Source organism: Marinobacter alkalisoli, from assembly GCF_045449855.1.
Classification (GTDB): Bacteria; Pseudomonadota; Gammaproteobacteria; order Pseudomonadales; family Oleiphilaceae; genus Marinobacter.
Window position 1 is genome coordinate 280,330 of sequence record NZ_JBJJLC010000025.1, and the last position, 23,015, is coordinate 303,344.

Sequence of the window (23,015 nt, forward strand, 5' to 3'; positions counted from 1 at the left end):
TCGATCAGTCTCAGAGGTCGCCAGGCGCCTGCCAGCGCGATCCCGCTGGGGTTGAGCGCTCTGATGGAGTAATCGAGTTTCCCAAGACTTCAATAATTCTATCCGCAATATATTCACAATGAGTTTCCAAAGCGAAGTGGCCGGTGTCCAGGAGCTCTACTGTCGCGTTGGGATTGTCTTTTTTGAATGCATGGGCACCCGGGGGAATGAAAAAAGGATCATGACTTCCCCATATAACGAGAGTTGGCAGCTGTGATTGCCTGAAATATTTTTGAAACTCCGGATAGAGTTTCAGGTTGTTCTGATAATCCAGGAATAGATCAAGCTGGATGTCCTTATTGCCCACACGTTCTAATAGCGCGGCATCCAAAGTATATGATTCTGGCGCGACAAGTGAGGTATCCGACACGCCTTCCAGGTACTGCCACCGCGTGCCCTCAAAATGCAAAATAGCATCCTGCACTTTTTGACGATTTTCTGTGTTGGGCTGCTCCCAATAGGCTCTGACAGGGGCCCAAGCTGGTCCCAACCCATCGAGGTAGGCGTTACCGTTTTGTGAAACCAATGCGGATACACGGTGGGGGGCAGAAATCGCCAACTTCAGCCCCACAGGCGCACCGTAGTCGAATACAAAAAGAGAAAAGCGGTTGAGATGCAGCTTCTTCACGAAGGCATCCAGAGTATTTGCAAGGTTGTCGAAAGAATAATGATAGTTGCGCTTGTCGGGGACCTCTGTAAAACCAAATCCAGGTAAATCCGGAGCTATCACATGGTAGTGCTCTGCCAGCCGCGGGATAAGATTCCTGAACTGGTGCGATGAGCTTGGGAAACCATGGAGAAGCAGAAAAACTGGTGCTCCATCCAATCCGGCTTCTCGATAAAAGATGTTAACACCATCAGCCTCTGTTTGACGGTAGCGAATCGTGGTAGTAAAGGACATTGTCGACTTCCTGTAACTATTGAATTTAACTTTAGGCGGTTACAGGAAGGATGTTGACGTGCTCTTGGGTAACTTGTCAAAGTATTTTTAACTGGTTACCATGCTGACCCGTACAAAGTGACACTGAAATGCACAAATGAATCAAAGGAACTTCGATGAAACTCCCCCCTGACGGTGAGCCGCTGTTGTTGGCTGACCATCCCGCTTTGGATTTAGTTAACACCATCTGCTGCATAAACGGTGAGGACTTCGATTTCTGGAACGACGATAAAGATGTAGTAAGCTGGCTGGAGCGTCTCGGCCTCTCAGTCGATTCTGCGAGGGTTAGTTGGTCGCCGGGGGAATTATTGTCTCATGCGAAGCAGCTTCGGTCCCTGATCGAGAAGTGGCTCCATGGAGCTTATGATGAGAGCTCTATCGTAAACATTTTGAATAACTACCTTACTGAGTCTTGGAGCCACGCAAAAGTAACGTATGAATCGGGTGGCTCTTTACACGTTGAGCGTTGCCGCTTAGCGTCGAGCGTAAAGGGCCTTCTTGGCCCGCTATCAGAATCCATTGTCGACCTTATTTCCAACGGTGATCCGGAACGAATACGTCAATGTCAGCACGACGAATGCATTTTGTGGTTCTACGATCGTACCAAAGCCCGTCGTCGTCGCTGGTGCAGCATGGCCTTATGTGGAAATCGCCACAAGGTTGGTGAGTACCGAAAGCGCCAAATACCTGATTGAAAACTTGGGTAAGCGGATTTAATAGTCCAGATTGCTTCAGACTCCCTTTAGGATGGTAGCTATCCACTCATCCAGGCGGCTTCTGCCTGTGCCCGTGTGGTGGCGTCAGAATTGCCGTAGAAGCGTTCTTTGTGCTCGTATGCAGCCAAGCCGATGACGCGCACATCAGCGATACCATCCGCGAGGCAGCGGTACGACAACCAGAAACTTGCTGGGTAATCTTTCTGGACAAGGAAGGCCGTTTCTAAAATTGACCCGGCTTCAGCGCTTCTCGCACCCGCGACGTCGCGTGCGATTGGGTTCAATACCGGTTGCCCCAAAGCGTGGAGGATTAAGTTCCCGTCTGCTGTCCAGTTCTCCTTTCTCTACGCCATCCTCGGCCAGACCGCTGATGATGGGGCAGTCCGGCCGAGCATCGCCTTGGCAGTGTTCCGCCAGGTGCGTGAGTGCCCGGCTCATCTCCTGGAGCTCGCGGGCCTTGCGCTCAAGTTCTGCAACATGTTCGAGTGCAAGGCGTTTGACGTCGGCACTCGTCCGGCTCCGGTCGCGCCAGAGCGCGACCAGCTCATTCATCTGCTCCACCGAGAAGCCGAGATCCCGTGCGCGCCGGATGAAACGTAGTGTTTGCACGTCCTTACCGGAGTAATCCCGGTATCCGGCTTCGGTCCGCAAAGCTTCCGGTATCAAGCCAATCGATTCATAGTAGCGGATCATCTTCGCCGAAACGCCTGATGCCGCCGCTGTCTTCCCGATATTCATTACCAACTCCTCTCCAGATAGTGTCGAGCCTGCACGGCGGCAGGCTCGGCTGTACTCATTTCGCTTGTGCAACGTCCACCCGCTGGTGCGGCTTGTCGTCCACCGCCATGGGGACGCGGAAATGACGCAACCTCAAGGCATTCCCGAGCACAAACACCGACGACAGCGCCATGGCTCCTGCGGCGAACACCGGCGAGAGCAGCATGCCGAAGGCCGGGTAGAGAATGCCCGCCGCCACCGGGATCAGCGCCGTGTTGTAGGCAAAGGCCCAGAACAGGTTCTGCTTGATATTGCGAATGGTACCCTGGGAAAGCGCGATGGCGTTTGGCACGCCTTTCAGGCTTCCGGACATGAGCACCACATCTGCCGCTTCAATGGCAATATCGGTGCCCGTGCCGATGGCGATGCCGACATCGGCCTCAGCCAGCGCCGGGGCGTCGTTGATGCCGTCGCCGACGAAAGCGAGCTTGCCATGCTCGGCCTTGAGTGCCTTGACCGCCTCGACCTTGCCCTCGGGCAAGACTTCGGCCACCACCTCGTCGATACCGAGCTTGCGGGCAATCGCCTTGGCCGTACGCTGGTTGTCGCCTGTGATCATCGCGACCTTGAGGCCGAGCGCATGCAGCGCGGCGATCGCTTCCGGCGTTCCCTCTTTGATGGGATCGGCAACCGCAATAATAGCCGCCAGTTTCCCGTCGATGGCCGCATAAAGCGGGGATTTACCTTCGTCACCAAGACGTGAGGCCGCCTCGGCAAAGGGCGCAACATCAAGACCGAGTTTGTCCATGTAACGGTCGGCGCCGATCTCGACGACTACGCCCTCGATCTCCGCCGCGACACCAAATCCGGTGATGGATTCAAAGTTGGTAATCGCAGGAAGCACAAGGCTATCTGCTTCGGCCGCCTCAACGATTGCACGGGCAATTGGGTGTTCGGATTTAGCCTCCACCGCTGCGATCCGGGCCAGTACCTCGTCTCGCTCAAAACCCTCGGCAATCTCCAGGTCGGTGAGCGCTGGCCTGCCATCGGTCAGCGTACCCGTTTTATCAACCGCGACCACCCTGGCATCCTTCAGAAGCTGAAGGGCCTCACCTTTGCGGAACAGTACACCCATTTCGGCGCCTCGCCCGGTGCCCACCATGATCGAGGTGGGCGTCGCCAGTCCCATGGCGCACGGGCACGCAATAATCAGCACCGCCACTGCGTTGACCAGCGCGAATGTCAGCGCCGGAGATGGGCCGAAGAAGAGCCAGGTGAGGAAGGTGAGGAAAGCCGCGCCGATCACGGCAGGCACAAACCACAAGGTGACTTTATCCACCAGCGTCTGGATGGGCAGCTTCGAGCCCTGGGCCTGCTCGACCATGCGAATGATCTGTGAGAGCACAGTCGCGCCACCCACCGCCGTAGCGGTGACAACGAGAGCCCCCTTCTGGTTAACTGTGCCGCCGACAACCGGGCTGCCCGGCGCTTTTGCCACTGGAATTGGTTCGCCTGTGATCATCGATTCATCAATGTAGCTTTTCCCCTCAACCACATCGCCATCGACCGGTATGCGCTCACCGGGGCGCACCTCCACGAGGTCGCCCGGCTGAACCTCGTCGATGGCTATATCGACTGACTGGCCATCGCGCCGTACACGCGCCGTCCTGGCCTGCAAGCCCACCAGCCGCTTGATGGCCTGCGATGTCCGACCCTTGGCGCGGGCTTCAAGAAAGCGGCCCAGTAGGATCAGCGTAACGATCACGGCAGCCGCCTCGTAGTAGACATTTGCCGTGCCGAACGGCAAGACGCCGGAGAAGAAAGTCGCGATGACCGAATAACCCCAGGCGGCCGAGGTCCCTAGCACCACCAACGAGTTCATGTCTGGAGCGCTGCGCAGGAGAGACGGTATGCCTTGCCTGAAGAATCGCAGGCCCGGTCCAAACAGGACCAGACTGGCCAGCACGAACTGGATGTACCAGCTCACCTGCATGCCAATGGTGTTCGCGACAAACTGGTGAACGCCGGGGATGAAGTGAGCCCCCATCTCAATCACGAAGAGCGGCAGTGTCAACACTGCTGCAATGGTCAGATCCCGCTTAAGGCCCGCCTTCTCGGCATCCTTTCGGGCCTCCGCCGCGTCGGTATCCACCCCGGACTGGTCAATCGGCTGGGCTTTGTAGCCGGCGCCGGCCACTGCCGCAACGAGGGCCTCGGAGCCCACGCTGCCACGAACGCTGGCCCGTTCGGTAGCCAGGTTGACAGTGGCCTCTGTAACGCCCGGGACGGCCGTCAAGGCCCGTTCCACTCGGCCAACGCAGGAGGCGCAGGTCATACCCTCAATGGCAAGCTCGGTGGTTGCCTCAGGTACTGAATAGCCCGCTTTCTCGACGGCCTCGACGAGTGATCCGCGGTCAAGCAGCTCAGTAGAGCGGATATCAGCACGCTCGGTAGCGAGATTCACCGCGACTTCGTCAACACCCTCAACTTTCCTGAGTTCTGCTTCCACACGCCCGACGCAGGACGCGCAACTCATGCCTTCGATCGGAAGACTTATTGCCGTCGCAGCCGACGGGCTCTGTTTGACCTGGATGTCCATCATTTGTCTCCTCTATAAGCATCTCATGATGATATACAGGAAAGATAAGCCTTCCCATCGTGGGAAGGTCAAGGGTAGGCGTTTTTAGCCCGAGGTCGGCATGACTTGCCTCAATAAACCAAGAAGCCCCCGATTCAGGTACACGGCCTGTATCGGGGCACTACCGCTTGGCGGGCGGCCGCCGTCATGCGGCGTTCAGATACGCTTGGGTTGAGATAACGGTGCCATAGCCGAACTCAAGAGCTGCCATAGCAGTGGCATGAACTTGTGCCGCTGGCACTGTCACTCCGTTGAATTCCAAATCCATTGTGGCGCAGGCATCTTCCAGCACCGTGACCTTGTAACCGAAGTCCGAGGCGGCGCGGCTGGTAGCCTCAATGCACATATGGCTCATGGCGCCAATCACTGCTACTTCCTCAATGTCGTTGGTATCCAGCAGTTCTTTCAGGTTGGTCTTCAGGAATGAGTTGGGATAGTTCTTGAGAATAACCGGCTCCTCACCTTTCGGTGCCACGGATTCGTGGATGTTGATGCCGTCTGAACCCGGTGTGAATACAGGCGCGTTGGGGTCCGGGAACTCGTGGTGAATATGCACCAGCAGGTCTTTGTTCTGACGCGCTGACTCTATCACCTGTGCAGCCTTGGCGGCTGCCTGTTCAATGTTCACCAGCGGCAGCTTGCCGGAGGCAAAATATTCATTCTGGATATCGACAACAATAACGGCTCGTTTGCTCATTAGACTGTTCCTCATTTGGGCATTTGTTTCAGGTGTGTTCGGTTTAGAAAGAAATAATCTCGCCATCCGCCGGGATCAAAACGTGCTCATCAATTCCCTCGCTCTTTACGAATTTCGCCAGCTCCTCGCGGCTCAAGGTCATATGGTTCACAGCATCCATATGTACGGCGACAATGTCTGCGTCTGGTAAAGCGCGGTGTACCCGCAGGGTATCTTCTTTGCCCATGATGATCGGGTCGCCCTCAAAGCCGGTAAACTCCGCTGCACCGGCATTCAGCACAACAACATCCGGCTGGAAACGCTCCAGCGACTGCACCACTTCATCACGCCACACCGTATCGCCTACCACGTAAGTGGTTTCCTGCCCCTCGACCTTAAAAACCACGCCCATGATTTCACCCAGCACCTTGGCCAAGTCGGGAATGGCATAAAGGGTATCGGAGCCATGCTGTCCGCCAGTTTTATGGAGCGTCACGCCGCCGAATTCAGCCTGGTCATCCAGGATGCGTACATCCTTGAAGCCCTGCGAACGGATCATCTCGGCATCCGCCGCGTTCTGCACAAACAGCGGAATGTTCTTCGGCAACAGCTTCTGTGCGGCATCGTCCCAGTGATCCAGGTGGGTGTGGGTAACGATCACGGCATCGGTACCCTCGATCACATCCTCTGCCGCCATGGGCAAGCCCACCAGGGGGTTGCGCAGCTCACTGCGGTACGTGTTCGGGAAGCCTTGATAAGCGCCTTGGTCTGCCAGCATGGGGTCGATCAGAAAGGTAGTCTCTCCGTAGGTGACCTTTATGGTGGCATTACGGATCTGCTGTATCTGGTGGGTGTCTCCCCGGGCGTCAGACTCGGCGAAAGCCGCGCCAGCGAAAACAGTCGAAGCCAGCACCAGTGCGCCAGCGAAGGTTTTGATCAACATGGTATTTGTCCTCCAATAGGGTGTTCGTTGATGGAATAAGTCTACGTAGACCTGGCCACCATCAATATTGACCTGAAAGACAATCATCGAAATAATCGGGCCAAGCAGTTATCATCAGGTCAAATGAACTTAAGGAGTGGCACCATGGCACTACCCAGAGTAGGGCTTGTCCTTCATCCACAATTCAGCCCCTTTCACTTTTCTGTGCCCTACATGGTGTTCAGCGTTGCTCTGCCTGAGGGCCCCTTGTTCGAGTTGCTGATTATCACGCCGGACGGCAAACCCCTGGCATCCGAGCGGGCCATGACCGTGCAGCCGGATGGCGGGCTGGAACTGCTGGACAGAGTTGATATTGCGGTAGTGCCCGGCTGGCACGATCTGAACGAGGCCCCACCACCGCAATTGGCGGAGGCACTCACCCGCTGCCATGAAAGGGGCGCGCATGTGGTAGGCCTTTGCTACGGCACCTATGCGCTGGCCTATGCGGGTTTGCTGGATAACAAGAGAGCCTCGACCCACTGGCTGGCAGAACAGGACTTCCTTCAGCGGTTTCCGCAGGTGAACCTGGATACCAACGCTCTCTATGTGGAGGATGACCGGCTGGTTACCTCTGCTGGCACGGCGGCGGGGCTGGATTGCTGCCTGTTTCTGGTGCGGGAGTACTATGGCGCGAAGACCGCCAATACCCTTGCCCGACTGATGGTAATTCCGCCGCACCGGGAAGGTGGCCAGGCCCAGTTCATCGAGCAGCCGGTCGCGATTTCCACCCAGGATGCGCACATTAACCGACTGCTTGATTATATGCGGGAACATCTGGCCGAAACACACTCCATCGATGAACTGGCCGCCCGCACCGCCATGAGCCGGCGCACTTTCACCCGCCACTTTCAGAAGGCAACCGGCATGACGGTGGTGGAGTGGCTGGTCAGTGAACGGCTCCGGCGAGGGCGGGAACTGCTGGAAACCACATCACTGTCTGTGGAAGTCATCTCAGAAAGAATCGGCTTCCACACAGCGACGTCTTTCCGGCAACATTTCAAGCAACGTCACCATGTTAGCCCTCGGGACTGGCGCAGGACCTTTGGTGAGGTGGCCTGACAATCCAGGCCACCACCAACGCCGCTCAATCTATTAATTGGTCAACCACTAGGCGAGCTTCACATTCATCGTGATCCGGGCAGTAAATACCGTCTGCCCATCCTCATCAATCACTGAAACCGGCACCACTTTTTCACCTGCCGTTTTCCAATCAATACTGTCTCGGTCTGCAATAGCACGCAGATCTGTTTTCGCCTTGGCCAGATAATTCACCGTCATCGCCTGCGGAATCCACTTGCCATTGCTGGGAATGGACGCATCCGTCATCAATCCAGCCACCAGTTCAGCTGCGTTGCACATCGCAATGGCGTGGACTGTGCCCAAATGATTAGTGATTTCCTTTCTGAAAGGTACTTTGGCTTCCGCGTACCCCGGCTTCAGATCGGTAAGTGTTGGCTCGATGGTGCTGAAGTACGGGGCCTGGCACATCATTTTTGAAAAGCCTCTCCTCCAAAGGCGTTGAATGCTGCAAGGGCGCTACGAATGTTCGCTTTTGTTTAGGAGCCGGGGAAGGCTGAGCGGGCCGAAAAGCAGACACTCAGGTCGGTCAGTTACCAACTCAACTATCAAGGACGCTGCTTTTTTCTAGCGGGCTGATGGGTGCGATTTGTTCCTGCTCAATCCAAGGTAAACTTGTACATTGACACTTACCGAGATCTTCATACAACGCAGAAATAGCAGGATAACCTCGCGCTGACTCAATCGCCTGCATCAACCCGATCACGGGTATTTCTTTGACTTCGTCACCATCCTGATTTGGTACCGAAGCATCCACCCCCATAAGGTATGGCTGAATATCGATATCAAGTCGTTTCGCCAGAAACGCTAGGATTCTGTAGCCACCCACATCACGATCGCCCCAGTGATAAACCGGCACTTCACCCCGTATTTCAGCGATGATGATGTCTATTGCATGCACCCAGGAACGAGGTGGGAACCCTGCGGTGTATATGACGACGCCCGTATCATCGATCTCCCGCACATACCGCTCAAAGCTGGCTCGGTTTTCAATGAACAGCAAATACGGTGGTCGTTGGCGCCATTCAATTCCTTTGACTTCATCCGGGGAAACACCGATCCCGTAATGGAGCGCGGACAAATCAACAACACCTCGGCAGACTAGCTGAGCGCACGCTTTGAACCTCATTGGCATTGGGTATTTACTGATCCCAAAATACTCCAGCAACTTCGGTCCATCGTCCATCAGGTTTGCCACATCATTGTCCAGTTGCCCGAGCATCAAACGGCGAATCAGATTCGCAAAACTCTTCTCCTCCAGCTTCTTGGAGTCATAAAAGAGCATCGTGCTGAGGGTTCTCATATCAGGGGCTGGCGAGGCGTCTACCGACTGAACAATCCACTCTACAACCTTCATGGCATCGAAAAGCCGCTCGGATTGCTGTCGCTTAACGCCATTGAACGTCTTGTTGGCTGACCATGCCTCAGCAACATCGCGCTTCGTTGTCTCCCACCAGGGCACATTAAACTCTGCCGCCTCGAGCTGTTCGAAGGCAAACTGTATGTCATCCGCCAGCGGGGTGAGGCCCTGAGACGCCATGAGACGGCGACCATCGGTAATGTGGACCGCCTCAATATGCCTGAATGCTCCCAGGGCCACTCTACGCTGATACTGAATGTCGAGATCCGCCAGCCCTTCTAGCCTTTGGTGGAGGGCTGTTTTCGCACTGTTGTTGAGTGCGAAGTACCACCGATAGGCGTGATCCGTAATTCGTACCCGGGCCTGAGGCACAACACCATCTGGCTTATCAATGTGCTTGATCAGTTTAGCGAGGAATGTCTCGACGTGATTGCTCATAGCCCTGGGATTGTCTCCGCTTTGGCTTTTAATGCAGCCGCTCGCTCAGTGACAAGCTCGGGGTGATAAACCGGGTTGCGTTGATCTATCAGCTCCTGTCCACCATCGAAGATCTTCGTGTGGTCGATAACCACATCACGGCCCTCCCGGCAGATGGTGTATATCTGATCCATTTCCTTGCCAATCTTGAGGGTGACCTCAGGCGGGGCGGCCACTATTAGCTGCAAACCAATCTCTTTCAGAAAGGCAACTGCGCCACTGGCGTTCCCGCCATCCATATTGTTGAACGCTTCATCCAGGAGAACCAGAGAGGCACCGCGAGGTGAGTTTTCACGGATCTTGTAAACATTCATGAAGCTGGCCGCCAGGGCGATATAGGCCGGCGTCTGCTTCTCTCCGCCTGAACCGGTGCTTTGCATTTCGGTGACCCGGCGCTCTTCTCCCGTATCGGGATTACGCATTTTCATATCGTATTGGAAGAACGAGCGGTAATCCCTGATCTCGTTGATAAGGTCATCCCCGGAGATCAGAGCCTCTTTCAGCAGATCAAGGGCGGGATGCTCGGAATCTTTCTCGAACAGGGTGCCAACCAGCTCGGCCTGCTCCCTATCCACGGTTGTTATGTATTCGTAAACGGTCGCCAGGCTCTCGGTCTCACGGACTTTGAAGTGAAAGCTGTAGATGTTGTCGTGGAAAGGAATTCGCTTGAGAACACTGTTGAGCTGCTGGAATGTGTATCGCATCTGCTCAAAGCGATTTTGAAGCTCTCCGACAATGATGCCCCGGAAGTTCATTTCCATTTGCTCAGCGGCTTCCTGAGCGGCTTGTCGATGATCCAGTAGCTGGGCGGCAAGGATACGCTCCACCCAATCGGTGCAATCGGTCTTGATGACACGGTAAGCCCCAGGGTCATCGTTCTCAGGCTTGGCTGCCTCCAGGAGCTCGGCCCGATTGGCAATGTCCTCTGAAAAGTCTTTGGTGAATTCAATCACCTTTACGTGCAGGTCTCCGCGTGACCTCAGCTCTTTTTCCCGAGCGGCATGGCTCTCCCCTTCCGCCTCAATTCGAATCCGTGCGTAGTGGCCCTCGCTTCCCTCATGTTTCTGCTCATAGGCTGCCCAGCGCTCCAGAGCCTTATTCACATCGTGCAGTTCAGATGCCTCTGTCTTGCGTCGTCGCTCTTGAGCCTTCTCCATCTCAGGTAAAACCTGCTCCAACTCATTCTTCAGGCTTCTGATGGCACTCTCGGCTTGCTGTTTATCACTTTCTGCCTGCGTGATTTTCTTGCGACACTCATCGTAGTCCTGAGCCGCTCGTTCTTTGGCGCTCTTTAGTCTCTCATCTTCAGAAGTCAGAGGCTGCAGCTGTTCCTTCGCATCAGACAGGTTCTGCTCATAGGCTGCCAGACTTTGACTTTTTTCCTGTAACGCTATGGCTCCATCCGTGATCTCTGCGCAAAGACCTGCCCATCGCTGGTTAAGTTTGCTGAGCGTTGTAGCAGGGTCATTAAATCTGGATATGCGCTGGACCAAGTTACCCAGCTCAGTTTCCAGTCGAGCAAGTTGCTGGGCCTTGGCATGTTTACCGATCAGCAGTCCGTCAATTCGGGATGCGCCTCCAATCGTCGCACCGCCAGCGGTCAAACCGGATGCCATCAGCGCTTTGCGTTCCCGCCTAAGTTCTTCACGAGTAGCTGCCATCTTGGTTCGATCCAAGATGATATTCATAAAACCTCGGGCTACCGAATCCTCAGTATCGATCAACGTTGAGACCATCCCCACGGTGGGAGCTTTGTTCTCGCGCAGGGCTAAATCTGGGTTGATAAGGCGTGCACGCTTGAGGCGCCGATCTTGTTTCTGAGCTGCTTCGTAGACCTCCAGTGCGTGATCAAAATCATCTGAGGAAACCACGAGAGCTTCGCGATTTGGACCCAGATACGATTCAACAGCTTCTTGCCATTCTGGGTCGGTGATTTCGCACACATCACAGACGGGCAACGACTCAATTCCCTTCTGTTTGAACAGCTCGATGACCATGCTGGTTGAGGTATGAATGTCCGAAAGGCCGTTCTGTAGCCTTTCCACTCGGGATTGAAGTGCGCTTCCATGTTCTTTGATATGTTTCAGTTCATGGCTGACATCCTTATCTGCTGTTTCGAGCAGTGTTGAGATCTCATCAAAGACCGACTGGACGTCCAGGGTAGTCGCGGTGACTTTGGCGGTATTTTCGTGGTCTGAAGGACTGAGACTTTCAACATCTGCGGGCGCAAGAAGATCGGCACACTCGGCCCACCGCTCCGCCAGCTGCTCAAAACTCATAATGTCCAAGGTGTCAGCAAAGCGTTGGCGTCTGATATCACCCACCGCTTTTCTGAGGGAGGTGTTTAGCGCAGCGACACTGGTCGTTGCTTGCGTGACATTTTGCTGCGCCGCCTCGACGGTTTTACTCAGACTTGCGGCATCCGAGTTTTGCCATGCTATCAGAGCGTCTTCGTGACGCTGTTTAAGCTCAGGCTGTCGAGGGGTTTGTTGCTTGATCGTCCGTTCTGCTTCATCAACCTTGTCTTGCTGCTGATCCAGACGGTCCTCAAGACCGCTGTTTTGTTCATCGAGCCGGGCCGCTTCAGCCTCTTGTGAGACCCATAACTCAAAGTGAGCATCGGCCCGGTGCTTCGTCACCTTATCTGTTTCAGTGATCAATACTTCACGAGCGATTTTGTGACTCTCGGCGCGTGCGATTTCATCCTCAATGCGGCGGTGCTCAAGCAGATCTTCACGAAGCTGCTCTGTTTCTATGGGTTCGGGTGGCAAAATGAAATCGCGGATAAACGAATCAATCGGACTATCCATCTTCAGCTGCAGCGCACTGGACAGTGTTTTGACAAGCATTTCGGGCTCAATTTTCCCGCTGCGCGTTTGGTCAACCGACATCATCTCGGCGAACTTTTCGCGCATGATCCTTGCCCCGTCGATCATCTCGTAACTCACCGACCCCCGGTGCTCTTTGGCGGTCGACTTCATGCGATCGACGAATTCACGCCACGGTAAAAACGTGTCCTCCGAGGACAAAAGGTCTACCTCCGAGACATGACGCCCTTTGATGATGTGACCCCGGGTTTCAATGCTGGCCGAGTGCTGAGTAGCGTAGATGGACACCCCAAAGGAGTAGGGCCTATGGTGGTGGTCGTACCAATTTAGAAAAATGTAGGTATTGGCACTTTCCCGCTCGCAACTGGTGACATCGTTTTCCTTGAATTCGCCTAGTGCGTAGCTTCTGGCAGAACGCCCTGACACTTTTCCGTCAGAGGCTGCATTGTAGCGAGTGCGTCGTTGGTCTCCCCCCATAAGAACAAACTGGATGGCATCAAATATCGTTGTTTTCCCCGCCCCGTTCTCACCCGACAAGAGGGACGCGGCTACACCGATATCCAGGGTTTCCAGATCCAACAGATACCACTGTGCGAAGACAAAATTGTGAAGGAAGTGCGCTGGCATAGGGTTATTCGGCGTTGTCATCAGACGCCTCCGCAAAGTCGGTGGTTAAGGGTGGCTCATCGACGGATTCTGAGTTTGTAGCGTAGCTGTTCATGAAGCTTTCGAGCGATCCAAGAAAGGCCGGGCCTACCACTCGCGTTATGTTGGGCAACACCGTCACCTCAGGAAGCTCGGTGTCCGGATCTCTCGGCCCGAGTTCAATGATGCCCTTCTTGCGAAGGGTGTCCAGGGCATCACTGGTAACGGTCCGCAACGGTCTTTCACCTTTGACCTGCTCATACTGGTTTAGTAGCTCCGCGGTCGGCGGCATGACGCGGCCAAGTTCCGTGCGCCCCATCGAGGCCTCAGTGTCATACATTTTGCGCAGTATCAACAGGAACACGGTGGCCGTAATGTCCAGCTGACTTCCCGTACCTCTGGGTAGCACCCCCACATACCCAAAGTTGCGATCGTAATACCAGTCCATATCCAGTGCATCGAACAGCTTATGAAAGTAGGTGGCATTATCCTCGCAAACTTGGAAGTGCTCTTTCTGCCCCCGCTTACCTTTCCAGGCCCACTGCTTCTGGAGCAGGTAGGCAGCCGTTTTTCGAAGAGTGTCGGCGTAGTCGGCGGAGCTTCGCGACTCAACCTCTTTCAGCTCTCTCAGCACAATGTCATTAACCATTTCGTGATGTCTCCGGGAAGGTCTGCCTGACGATGATCAGTCGACGACCGGCCATGTATTCAAGCTGCGTCCACTCCTGTCCATCGAAGGTAACGCTGTACTCAGCTAACAGCGGATAAAGAGCGTGGGTTTTGGAAACACCTTGCGCCAGCAATCGCAGGTGCAGTGCCGCCATCATGTCGTCAGCGGTCTTGATGATCAGGTCATCGGTGGTCATCTGAGCGCGTTCGCCCATATGTGTCTCAATGAATCTCACCACGCGGTCAGGGTCATACTTCTGGAAGTGAATGTGCTCTTGTTTAAGCTGGTTGTAGGCTCGCTTGTCCCACAACGGCTTGGGTTGCCTGCGAACCGTTGGGGCTGCAGGTACCGATTTCGCCTTGGGTTTGGCTAGACGGCTCTCGGAAAGCAGCGTTTCGCCGATTAGAGGACTGGGCAAGGCTTCAATCGATTCATCCTGCCCAATACGGCCAAGCAAATCCTCGATCTGTTGGCCTATATTGCTGGGCGTGTGCACGGCGTATTTGATTCTTTCGTGCATTCGACGGGTAATGCGCCGCGCATAGTCTTGTGTCTTTTTGAACAAAGGCCCAATACCGTCGAACGCATTGCTCAGCCGATCCAGATCGGCTTCGACCGTTTCGATCGAGGGGTTCGCTATATCGTCCCGCTGATAGGCTTTAGCACAAACCTCCAGCCGCTCTGAATTAAACCGGATATCGCTAACCAATTTACGAATTTTGCTGGCGTGAAGGTTGGGATTGCCCTTCAGCGCTAGTTTCTCAATGTTCGGCAGAAAGAGCTCACCCAGGTACTCTTCAAAATAGAAATTGAAGTTCCCACTGCCCGGCGCGTCTCCGCCGCTAATCACATGGTGTATTTCTCGGATATTGCCCACGAGGGCTCTGAGTCGGTTGAGGAAGCCTTCCATGTCATCCGTTGCTTTCCGGATCAAAGACCCATTGGCTGGATCCTTAACCACTTCGGAAAGGTTCGAGCGCACCGACAAGCAAACCACACCGAGGGATGGATGTTCAGCGCCCATATTCCTGAGAAATTGCAGTAGTCGCCTGCCCTCCTGAGCCATCCAGACCACATAGCGGTATCCGCTTTCAAGCTCTTCCCGGATCCATCCTGTATCGCGCAATCGGTAGTAAACGTACTGTTCAGGGGTTTGCGGGGTGGTTACAGCCTCACCTGATTCGATTTCCAGGCGTAAGTGGCTATTGGCGATGTAGTCGCGGAGAAAGACTCTCACCTGTTGTGGCGTCGGCTCATCCGCTAACTGCGCCGGATCAAGGAACGCATCGAGCTCTACTAACAGGTCGAGCATTGGCCGCCCATTATCTCCAGCGATCGCTTTGAACAGATTAGTGTTTAGTGTGGCGAAGCTCACCGACGCACCCCTTGAAGATTGAAGCCCGGGTTTACCGGGGAGTATCTAGTTTATACACCCCTATATTTTATAATGGTAGATGATATTTATACAGTATTGGCTTAAAATCCCGAACAGACGAACGCAATCCGAAGCTGAAGGACCCTGCCATGCAGTATTTGCAGTACATAAAACCAGCGATCGCCGCAGATACTAGCACTCTGTCCGCAACGAATCTGGCTGGCCGGCGGATTGAGGCCGGGGCGTTTTCGCACTCACAATGGCTGCGTTTGTGCTACATCGAACGTCAATTGTTGTGGGAGCGGAGGCTGACCACAACCATGCTAATGGAAACGTTTGGGATTTCGCGGCCTCAGGCTCAAAAAGACATCAAGCTTTATCAGCAGCTCGCTCCAAAAGCGACAAAACCCTACCAACTTGGTATTCCCTACCATCAGCCAACGGAAAGCTTTGAGCCTGTGCTTTTATCGGGAGAAGACCTCCAGTGGCAGTCAATCGAAGATTACGAGCCGCCCAGCGCTGGCCATGCCACAGAAATGCCAATGCTAAAGCGCCGGCATAATTTACGTGTTCTGGCTCGATTGTTGTCGGCTATTGAGCACCAGCGGTCTATCGAAGCTGTGATCGCAACAATGAGCTCGCCAAAGGGGCGTGGCAGGCGGTTAACTCCGACAGCTGTTGCCTTCGTTAACAACCGTTACCACGTTCGCGCCTTTTGCTGGGACCACATGGGCTATAGAGACTTCCTTATTGGCCGCTTCATGAGCAACCCAAAAGTGGTTAAGGCACCAAGAAGCGTTAAGGACTGGGGCGAAAATGCGCCCGCTTTCGAGCGGTGCAACGGAGTACCACCTGAAGTAGATACCGAGTGGGAACAGATGATCGAGCTTGAGTTGAAGCCGAACCCACACCTCAGCGATGAGCAGCAGTCATTGATCGTGTCGGATTATGAGCTTGATCAAGGGGGCGCTTGGAAACGGATCACTCTTCGCAAACCCTTGATCGGGTATTTCCTGGTCGACAATCGCATTCCGTCAAGTAAGGCCGAATACGATGTGGCTGTGCAAGATAATCCTAAAGCTTGGCCTGTCTTTGCCTATACAACCTACTCAAATGGGCCCGCACACGAGATTGGCTTCAAATCAGACTAGGTCGTCAATGACCGACTCATTCCAGTCGCGAACAGCATTGAGATGAGAGCGACATTTCGGTGACCAAGGTCGCCTCTGGGTGCAGCTCAGAGGATGTGAGCAAGCTACCCAAGGCGGTCAACTACATGACTCTTTACCCGGCCACGCTCCGGAGCCGAATTTTTCCAACTCTGGGTGGACCTAATACGGGGCCAGGGTCACCCTCTTTTAGTACCAATTAGTAACGCGGATTACTAATAGTATTTCGCGTTACTAATTGGTACTAAGAGCGATCAACCTGTGCGCTATTTGCATGGAAATATCCTCGCACTGGAGCCGACTGGCTCCGACCAACCCGTGGCCAGAGTGTTAGTGAGGGACTTTCCTACAGGCGCGAATGGATGGTGGTTCCGGCCCAACATAGATGGCCGGGCTCCAAGGCTTCGTGCTGCATCAAGAGCCGGCGGCTCCGCTACACTACCTTCGACTTGAGTCTGTTTTATCTGTGTAGCCTGAGCAGCGGCTGTTGTGCATAAACCATGTGACTCATATGCACGAGGTGCCCCGAGATCCGTTAACCTGGTAGTCCTGCGCTCCGGATGTTGCGGCCTCTACAACCTATCAGCGATCAACGGCGACAACTCTTCAGAAACGATTCCAACCATGCCGATTCCTTAGGCGTCGGTGTTAAATCGTACATTTTCACCACCCGAGTAAACCGAGCTACGTAACCACATTGACCGGAAGGTGGTAGCCATTCATTCGGGGGTTGGGCACCTTTGCTTCTATTTAGGCTCAACTCAACTGGCAGCAAGTTGACCGGATCGTTGGCAAACCGCTCCCGCTTTTCTTTCGACCACTCATTCGCCCCCCGCTTCCAAGCCCAGGCCAGCGGTGCGACGTGGTCGATGTCGATAGACGAGGCGTTCTGGATGACGTTACCAGTAAAGAGGCTTATCCAGCGGCCAGTGACAACTCGGCAGTCTCGATTCGTAGCAAGCGAACCATGGTGGTTGAAGTAGCAACCAAGGCCTCCGCCCGGCTATCTTGGCAATCTCCATTAGCGTCGTCCCAGCCATGGCCAAAGGCCGATCGCTGGTACCGTCCAGGAGTCTCTGGGGCCGCGTTAGCCGCTTTCCGATTTTCCCCAAGAGAGGCCATAGAAACTCCCTTGGGCAACCGCCCTCCGGAATCCAGGCATGCCTGGACGGTATCGAAGGGAGTGTAGTTCTGGGTTCGGTCATACCAACTACTGAGCGGGGGGTGGCATAGGCCGCTGGCTGACATTTTTACGACATCAGCAGTCGCAGCGACGTTGTAAACAGAGAAAACAGAGAGTAATAAAAGGCGAGTGAGATTGATAATACTCTTCATAAATCCATTGGATTCAGAGGGGACTGGCTGTATCGGCTTGTGGCTGACTGATTTGGGATCGCATCTCAAAATATGGTCAGCAGGAGACCGCGGAGCTTAACCGCTACATTCATATTGGACAAGACAAAGTCGCTGGCATCTCATCCCATACCATTATTTTTTCCCGTGGTGACTCACCTCCCGGGGGCTGACTAAATCATAGATACTCTCGACATCGGCATCGCTTATTAAGGCTGAACGGGCTGCGAAGCTGCCGATTCAATTAACCAATCAAGATAGGTAATGATCATGGCTAAACCACACAACGCACCCAGCACAACCGGCAAGCCCTCGGGAGGCGGACGCGGAAACAATCCTCCCAAGGGGCGGTAATCATTCAGCTCTCAGGCCGCCAGAATCTGTGCGGCCTGAGACTGACAATCGGCCCAATAAGTCGGGAAACATTCAAAAGCTGGCAATGTTTCGTGCAACGCGTTGAACAGGCGATACTTTTCAAACACTGCCACCTCATCTAGCAAAAACGCACCCCAGGTAGAGGCAACCTCGGCTCTCATCGTTGCCAGCGACACATCCTTATCGTCTTGGACCAAATTTCGAATAAACTGCTTCAGTTGGTCTGGATTAGGCCGAGTGCCGCTACGCCACTCTCTAAGTCGCGACTTTTTATTTTTGCGAATCGCTGCTGCGCGCGCCTCAACGGTCTGATCGCGGGCTCGTGAAGTATTTGCATCCAATCCGTAAGGATCGGGCAAGTGCTCGGCAATCTTCGCCCAAGACAGATCCTTACCATCTGCCTCTGCACCCTGCCGCCAAGTATCCAGCAAGCGTTCAAATGGCAACGTCAGATTGGTGCCATCAAACGTTGGCACCATATCGCCAAAAATACTATTTTCGATAAGCCAGTGAATCTCTTGGCTGCCAATGGTGTCTTCCTCTTTGAGCCAGCAGATAAGATCAAGCGAGACGCTACACAATAGCTGGTAATAGAAGTCGATTCGAAGGCGGGTATAGAGGCCCAGTAATTGGCCTACCTGATTATGTCTTGACTGGTCTGTGTTGGATTTCAGGGCCGCAACAGCTTGGAGTCCCTGTTCAATGTAGGCTGCGTCCACACCAGTAAAGCGTGGCAGAAAATCGTTTAAAGTTTCCCACCAGCGCCCCTCAAAAACTGCTGTTGTCGTACTGCTCTTCTGAATCTCGAGCCCAGCCTCGAGGATCTGTATCTCCTGTTCAGCGCGTCTTTTTATGAATCGTTCAGTAAAAGTTTCAGGCTGATCAGCCTGAAAGATCCGTAAATGGTGGCCTTTAACGATGCAAAGCCAAGCAAGACCGTTGTGGTGCAGCGTGGTCTCCACCCAGGGTGCCAGATGAGAGCTCGTAATGTAGTCACGCATCTCCGTCGAAAGAACGGATTCCAGTGCGTCTTTAATTTTTTTAGCGCTTCTAGGCAAAACCCCTTCTTTCACAGCCCTCCTTATTGTTTTTGGATCGGGTAACGGCTGATCAACGTTAGCTCCCAGAGCGTTTATCACGCCTGCAATGCCCCCTGGGATACCCGTATACTCTAGAAACTTATCCGCCGGCGGGATAAAGGGAAATGCGATTTCAGGTAACCCTATTCTGAATCGTTCGGCCATGCAGACGGGACTCGTGCTGTAAAATGAGCGTGTATTATTTCGACTAGAGATTACCGAGACTACTCGGCGCTTCGTATCCTATATAGTAGACCGGCTTTGATTGCGCTCAATAGAGGTCTTGCCAATCTTCAGATTGCTGCAGGCAAACTGACCCAGAGGTTGCGTATTTGGGCGAAACCGCTCCTTTTACTTAATTAGCCGCCAAACCTCCCCGTCCGACTGAACTTGGCCCAACGCAACCAGAGCAGCGAGAACTTGTGAAATCGATTTTTTTGGCTTTTGTTTGAATTGGCTAGCCAAACTATCTGTTGTATGAGCGTTGAAGGCTAACGTATCACGCAAAATGGTGACCTGACTTGGTAGATCTTTAGGCCAAAGCACTTTCGCTCTTTCTACTACCGGTCTAGATTCGGCCTGAGCATGTGTTTGAAAGGCGAGCCTACTGTCGATGTTGGCCTCGCCCGGAGCCTGGTAGTCAGGACGAAGCCATCCAACATTGCCAACGGCCTCTGCAGCAGCTCGTTGCTGATTGAGTGATACGATTCGGGCGAGTAGCTCCTCCTCGGCTTCAGCTTGAGATTGAGGCTTATCAATAAAGGGAGTAGTGGCACCGGGGAGCCCAACTAAATTTTCAGCCAGATCACTCCATCCATACGCTTCTAATACGGCATGATCGAGTTCGTCATGGATTTCTTTCAACATCGAAACAAGCCCTTGCTCGTGTATGACCTTTTCCTTCGCTGAAAGCGGCTCCCCCCTGTTTAGCCTTTCCACAACGTTATAGATAGCAGTCAGAGTTAACCAAGGGAATTCAGTTTGCTGGCGTTTACGATGGGCATCGAGACGCTCGGCGAGGGCGCAAATGGCATCTGAATGTGTCTTAGAAGGCTCAGGAAAGGGGAACCGATTAAAGCACTCAGTATGATTATAGTTAGGCCTGCTCTCGACCATAGACCCTTGTGCGAGTGCCCAAATCACATGAATCCGTGAACTCAAGACGCCTAAATGGAGAGGGCTCTCTAAAGCAATCGCAACTATTTTACTCTCGGCGACAAGATTTCCCGGAACGAACTGAAAAAGACGATGCTTGGCCGTCCGAGTAGTAGCAATATAGCGTTCAAGCCCGGAGATCGCGTTGCGCAAGTCTGCCCCCGACCTCCGAAAGACCCACCACTTCGTTGCTGTCCTAGATTCACGATTCACCTTTCTATAAGGACGGACATGGTCAAGTACATGCTGATACAGAGGACCGTGCGCTTGTGACTCGGTCTCATCAAGACCATAGAAATCGATCACATACCTTTCAACCTTACCATTAATCAAATCATTGCCGTTCATATATGGCTTTAGGACTGTTTTAGCGCAAGATTCCTTCTCTAATAACAACTCTGCATCAGGAGCAGGTACCAAAAAACCTTGGCTGCCCAACTCGAATCCTTTTATAGCCAGCCCAGCGTTACTTAATAAGCCTGCTGTTGCCGAAACTGCGGCGCCAACAGACAGATTTGAATGAATTTTTCCTGATCGCCCAATTAAGCGAACTACGCGAGCGTCGTCCTCTCCACTCTGTTCAGTCACAACTTCCTGTAAAAAGCCCTGTTTCTTACCTGCGACGCCGACCGTCATCGCAATTCGAACAGCAGCGCCATCGTTTCCATCCACCCAAGGGTGATCTGGCACGGAATACGCCAATGATAGAGGTTTCTTCGAGTCACCTAAGAACGCATCGGTTACTCGACGATTGAAGGTTTGGCGGAGACTATTGGTCGTGATAAAACCAAAACTTCGCGAGTGACCATCGCGAACCCTTTCAGCGGCGACATACCACCAGTACATAACGAAATCAGAGGAACTTGGCACTGCGCCATCATAGGCCTTTCGCACCGCATCGACATATCCATCACCCAAAGCGCGGCGCATTGCAGATGCGCCAATAAAAGGCGGGTTTCCGACGATATAATCCGCTTCGGGCCATTTTGCTCGCCGCACTTTGCTATAGCGATAAATGGCGGTTCGGCCATTCTCATCTGGGACCAGGCTATTTGTAACTGGGCTCGGCTTCATGCTTATGCCATCCCATATCGTTATCGGCTGACCACTGGCATCTAAATCAGGTTCTCTGCTCTCGTACTCGATTAAAGCATCGCGATTTTCTATGTTATGAAAATCTTGAAGAATTGGCTCCGGGAGATCCAATTTACCATGAATCCGGTAATGCCACTGAAGATAGCCAATCCACAAAACGATCTCAGCTATTGCAGCCGCTCGGGGGTTAATTTCTAGGCCAAGAAGTTGATGAGGTGAGACAGTGAAGCCTTCTGCATCTAGCACATCTTGCCCACCGCCCAATCCACTAATCAGGTTGAGAACCTCTCCTTCCAATCGCTTCATGTGCTCAAGGCAAACATATAGAAAGTTCGCGCTACCGCATGCAGGATCGAGCACACGAACCTGACAAAGGTGGAAATGAAACTGACGCAGAGTTTCTAACGCTTTTTTCTGCTTTCCCTGTTGTAAGTGTGTTTCTGCAACAACCTGAGCGTTACCCCACTCTGCACGTAACGGCTCAATCAACGTCGGCATTACTAAGCGCTCTACGTAAGTCCTTGGCGTATAATGCGCGCCCAGCTTGTGGCGCTCACGAGGATCGAGCGCCCGCTCAAGCAGAGTTCCGAAAATTGCTGGTTCCACAAACCTCCAGTCGGCCTTCGCAGCATCAATCAGCAACTGAATCTGAACGGTTTTTAGTGGGATAGGCTCAATATCTTTGAATAGGCCTCCGTTGAATTGCAATATGTCCTGCATCAATACGCCGCAAAATCCACCGCTATTCATAGAAGCCCATAAGGAGCCCACAGCTTTTGGGAACCGCTCCGGGGTATCTTTCAAACGCTTTAGCAGGTCCGTGAAACTGCCTTTCGGTAGGAGCTCAACGTCTTCGCTGAACATTGTAAATAAGCAGCGTTTTAGAAAGTGAGCGACCCGGGAAACCTCATAACCATCGGCCTCTAAAATCCTGGCAAGCGTTGCCAGTTTTTCACTTACTTTATGGGTGACCCTAGACGCATATTTCGTCGGATCTAGCTTCTCAGGGGCTTCCCAAAGCAGCTTCAAGCGCTGCTGAATATGCGGCTCCCTCAGATCCTCCAGATGTATGCGGTGATTGCGAGGGTTTGGGAAGGGAACATAAGTGCCACCGGAACACGAAAACTCTGCATAAAGAGCCAATGTGCGCCCCACATCGGTAACAACGATAAACGGCGGCCTGCCCTCTTCTGCGGTGAGGGCCCTCACATACTGGTCTGCCTGATTGTATGCGGCCTGCATTGCTTTGTCCCATCCAGCAGTTTGGATTCCTTTGCCGGTCTGCTTGGCTTCCAGAACAAAAGATCCCTGCCGATAAAGATCGATAAAGCCTCGGTTTTCACTGCCATCCGGATTGCTGATAGCTACCCTTCGTTCAAATACATAGGTATTTGCGGCATTGTCATTGCTTGCGGGGTCTGGTTGAGGGAGATCCAACAAAGAGCAAAGTTCTGTAAGAAAGATTTGGCAATTTGCCTTTTCTGTGCCGGTTGTATTTTTCCAACGATGAATGAACTGCTCGACGGCTTCTGGAGAAGCAACGGACTCCATAACAGCTTCCAGCATAAAGCATCCTTATAGACATAGAATAATCTTCTCGCAGTCTAGCAGAGTTCGGGGGAGCTTCGGGTTTTCCTCACATAATCAGG

General features: G+C 53.4%; 14 protein-coding genes and 2 pseudogenes. 3 read left to right on the plus strand and 13 right to left on the minus strand.

All coding sequences use genetic code 11. The annotated features are described in order from the left end of the window. Positions 1-10: 10 nt before the first annotated feature. The gene (locus tag ACJO5Y_RS11395; RefSeq protein ID WP_406987282.1) at positions 11-940 is read right to left on the minus strand and encodes an alpha/beta fold hydrolase; all 930 of its coding nucleotides are present in this window, start codon (positions 938-940) and stop codon (positions 11-13) included. 155 nt (positions 941-1,095) lie between these two features. Here ACJO5Y_RS11395 and ACJO5Y_RS11400 point away from each other — a divergent pair, with 155 nt between their 5' ends. Then, positions 1,096-1,674 (plus strand): CGNR zinc finger domain-containing protein, encoded by a 579-nt coding sequence (locus ACJO5Y_RS11400; RefSeq protein ID WP_406987283.1) that lies wholly within the window; start codon positions 1,096-1,098, stop codon positions 1,672-1,674. A gap of 378 nt (positions 1,675-2,052) precedes the next feature. Here the strand turns inward: ACJO5Y_RS11400 and cueR are convergent. The 4 genes and pseudogenes from cueR to ACJO5Y_RS11420 all read right to left on the minus strand — a co-directional run. Continuing rightward, positions 2,053-2,433, minus strand: a pseudogene (cueR, locus tag ACJO5Y_RS11405) (Cu(I)-responsive transcriptional regulator); the annotation flags it as partial. Between the two features lie 55 nt (positions 2,434-2,488). Further along, positions 2,489-5,014 (minus strand): heavy metal translocating P-type ATPase, encoded by a 2,526-nt coding sequence (locus ACJO5Y_RS11410; protein ID WP_406987285.1) that lies wholly within the window; start codon positions 5,012-5,014, stop codon positions 2,489-2,491. Between the two features lie 181 nt (positions 5,015-5,195). After that, on the minus strand, positions 5,196-5,747 hold the full coding sequence (locus ACJO5Y_RS11415; protein WP_406987286.1) for a cysteine hydrolase family protein: 552 nt from the start codon (positions 5,745-5,747) through the stop codon (positions 5,196-5,198). 43 nt (positions 5,748-5,790) lie between these two features. Continuing rightward, positions 5,791-6,669: an MBL fold metallo-hydrolase gene (locus ACJO5Y_RS11420; protein ID WP_406987287.1), complete on the minus strand. Its 879-nt coding sequence runs from the start codon at positions 6,667-6,669 to the stop codon at positions 5,791-5,793. A gap of 144 nt (positions 6,670-6,813) precedes the next feature. Here ACJO5Y_RS11420 and ACJO5Y_RS11425 point away from each other — a divergent pair, with 144 nt between their 5' ends. Further along, positions 6,814-7,767: a GlxA family transcriptional regulator gene (locus ACJO5Y_RS11425; RefSeq protein ID WP_406987288.1), complete on the plus strand. Its 954-nt coding sequence runs from the start codon at positions 6,814-6,816 to the stop codon at positions 7,765-7,767. 48 nt (positions 7,768-7,815) lie between these two features. On the opposite strand, the pseudogene ACJO5Y_RS11430 reads toward ACJO5Y_RS11425, so the two are convergent. The 5 genes and pseudogenes from ACJO5Y_RS11430 to ACJO5Y_RS11450 all read right to left on the minus strand — a co-directional run bounded on the left by ACJO5Y_RS11430 (position 7,816) and on the right by ACJO5Y_RS11450 (position 15,140). Further along, positions 7,816-8,252: pseudogene (locus tag ACJO5Y_RS11430) on the minus strand (hotdog fold domain-containing protein). Between the two features lie 74 nt (positions 8,253-8,326). Then, a complete protein-coding gene (locus ACJO5Y_RS11435) occupies positions 8,327-9,583 on the minus strand; it encodes a Wadjet anti-phage system protein JetD domain-containing protein (RefSeq protein ID WP_406987289.1) in 1,257 nt (418 codons plus the stop codon). Next, positions 9,580-13,098 (minus strand): SbcC/MukB-like Walker B domain-containing protein, encoded by a 3,519-nt coding sequence (locus ACJO5Y_RS11440; RefSeq protein WP_406987291.1) that lies wholly within the window; start codon positions 13,096-13,098, stop codon positions 9,580-9,582. The genes ACJO5Y_RS11435 and ACJO5Y_RS11440 overlap by 4 nt, the downstream gene beginning before the upstream one ends. Further along, a complete protein-coding gene (locus tag ACJO5Y_RS11445; protein ID WP_406987292.1) occupies positions 13,082-13,744 on the minus strand; it encodes a DUF4194 domain-containing protein in 663 nt (220 codons plus the stop codon). The genes ACJO5Y_RS11440 and ACJO5Y_RS11445 overlap by 17 nt, the downstream gene beginning before the upstream one ends. After that, positions 13,737-15,140 carry a Wadjet anti-phage system protein JetA family protein gene (locus ACJO5Y_RS11450; RefSeq protein WP_406987293.1) on the minus strand — a complete coding sequence of 468 codons (1,404 nt, stop codon included), beginning with the start codon at positions 15,138-15,140 and terminating at the stop codon, positions 13,737-13,739. The genes ACJO5Y_RS11445 and ACJO5Y_RS11450 overlap by 8 nt, the downstream gene beginning before the upstream one ends. 149 nt (positions 15,141-15,289) lie before the next feature. Between ACJO5Y_RS11450 and ACJO5Y_RS11455 the strand changes: the two genes are divergently transcribed. After that, the gene (locus ACJO5Y_RS11455) at positions 15,290-16,291 is read left to right on the plus strand and encodes a BrxR family helix-turn-helix transcriptional regulator (protein ID WP_406987294.1); all 1,002 of its coding nucleotides are present in this window, start codon (positions 15,290-15,292) and stop codon (positions 16,289-16,291) included. A gap of 607 nt (positions 16,292-16,898) precedes the next feature. Here the strand turns inward: ACJO5Y_RS11455 and ACJO5Y_RS11460 are convergent. The 3 genes from ACJO5Y_RS11460 to ACJO5Y_RS11470 form a co-directional block, all read right to left on the minus strand. Beyond that, entirely contained in the window at positions 16,899-17,228 is a 330-nt protein-coding gene (locus tag ACJO5Y_RS11460) for an HNH endonuclease family protein (protein ID WP_406987323.1), read from the minus strand. A 799-nt stretch (positions 17,229-18,027) separates the two neighbouring features. Beyond that, on the minus strand, positions 18,028-19,281 hold the full coding sequence (locus ACJO5Y_RS11465) for a hypothetical protein (RefSeq protein ID WP_406987295.1): 1,254 nt from the start codon (positions 19,279-19,281) through the stop codon (positions 18,028-18,030). Between the two features lie 186 nt (positions 19,282-19,467). Then, positions 19,468-22,932 (minus strand): class I SAM-dependent DNA methyltransferase, encoded by a 3,465-nt coding sequence (locus ACJO5Y_RS11470; RefSeq protein ID WP_406987296.1) that lies wholly within the window; start codon positions 22,930-22,932, stop codon positions 19,468-19,470. Positions 22,933-23,015 lie beyond the last annotated feature (83 nt).

Bases quoted from the DNA above. Each gene is read 5' to 3' on its own strand.
- ACJO5Y_RS11410 (WP_406987285.1), bottom strand. From the start codon at position 5,014: ATGATGGACATCCAGGTCAAACAGAGCCCGTCGGCTGCGACGGCAATA.
- ACJO5Y_RS11445 (WP_406987292.1), bottom strand. From the start codon at position 13,744: ATGGTTAATGACATTGTGCTGAGAGAGCTGAAAGAGGTTGAGTCGCGA.
- ACJO5Y_RS11435 (WP_406987289.1), bottom strand. From the start codon at position 9,583: ATGAGCAATCACGTCGAGACATTCCTCGCTAAACTGATCAAGCACATT.
- ACJO5Y_RS11425 (WP_406987288.1), top strand. From the start codon at position 6,814: ATGGCACTACCCAGAGTAGGGCTTGTCCTTCATCCACAATTCAGCCCC.
- ACJO5Y_RS11420 (WP_406987287.1), bottom strand. From the start codon at position 6,669: ATGTTGATCAAAACCTTCGCTGGCGCACTGGTGCTGGCTTCGACTGTT.
- ACJO5Y_RS11395 (WP_406987282.1), bottom strand. From the start codon at position 940: ATGTCCTTTACTACCACGATTCGCTACCGTCAAACAGAGGCTGATGGT.
- ACJO5Y_RS11455 (WP_406987294.1), top strand. From the start codon at position 15,290: ATGCAGTATTTGCAGTACATAAAACCAGCGATCGCCGCAGATACTAGC.
- ACJO5Y_RS11465 (WP_406987295.1), bottom strand. From the start codon at position 19,281: ATGGCCGAACGATTCAGAATAGGGTTACCTGAAATCGCATTTCCCTTT.
- ACJO5Y_RS11415 (WP_406987286.1), bottom strand. From the start codon at position 5,747: ATGAGCAAACGAGCCGTTATTGTTGTCGATATCCAGAATGAATATTTT.
- ACJO5Y_RS11470 (WP_406987296.1), bottom strand. From the start codon at position 22,932: ATGCTGGAAGCTGTTATGGAGTCCGTTGCTTCTCCAGAAGCCGTCGAG.
- ACJO5Y_RS11440 (WP_406987291.1), bottom strand. From the start codon at position 13,098: ATGACAACGCCGAATAACCCTATGCCAGCGCACTTCCTTCACAATTTT.
- ACJO5Y_RS11400 (WP_406987283.1), top strand. From the start codon at position 1,096: ATGAAACTCCCCCCTGACGGTGAGCCGCTGTTGTTGGCTGACCATCCC.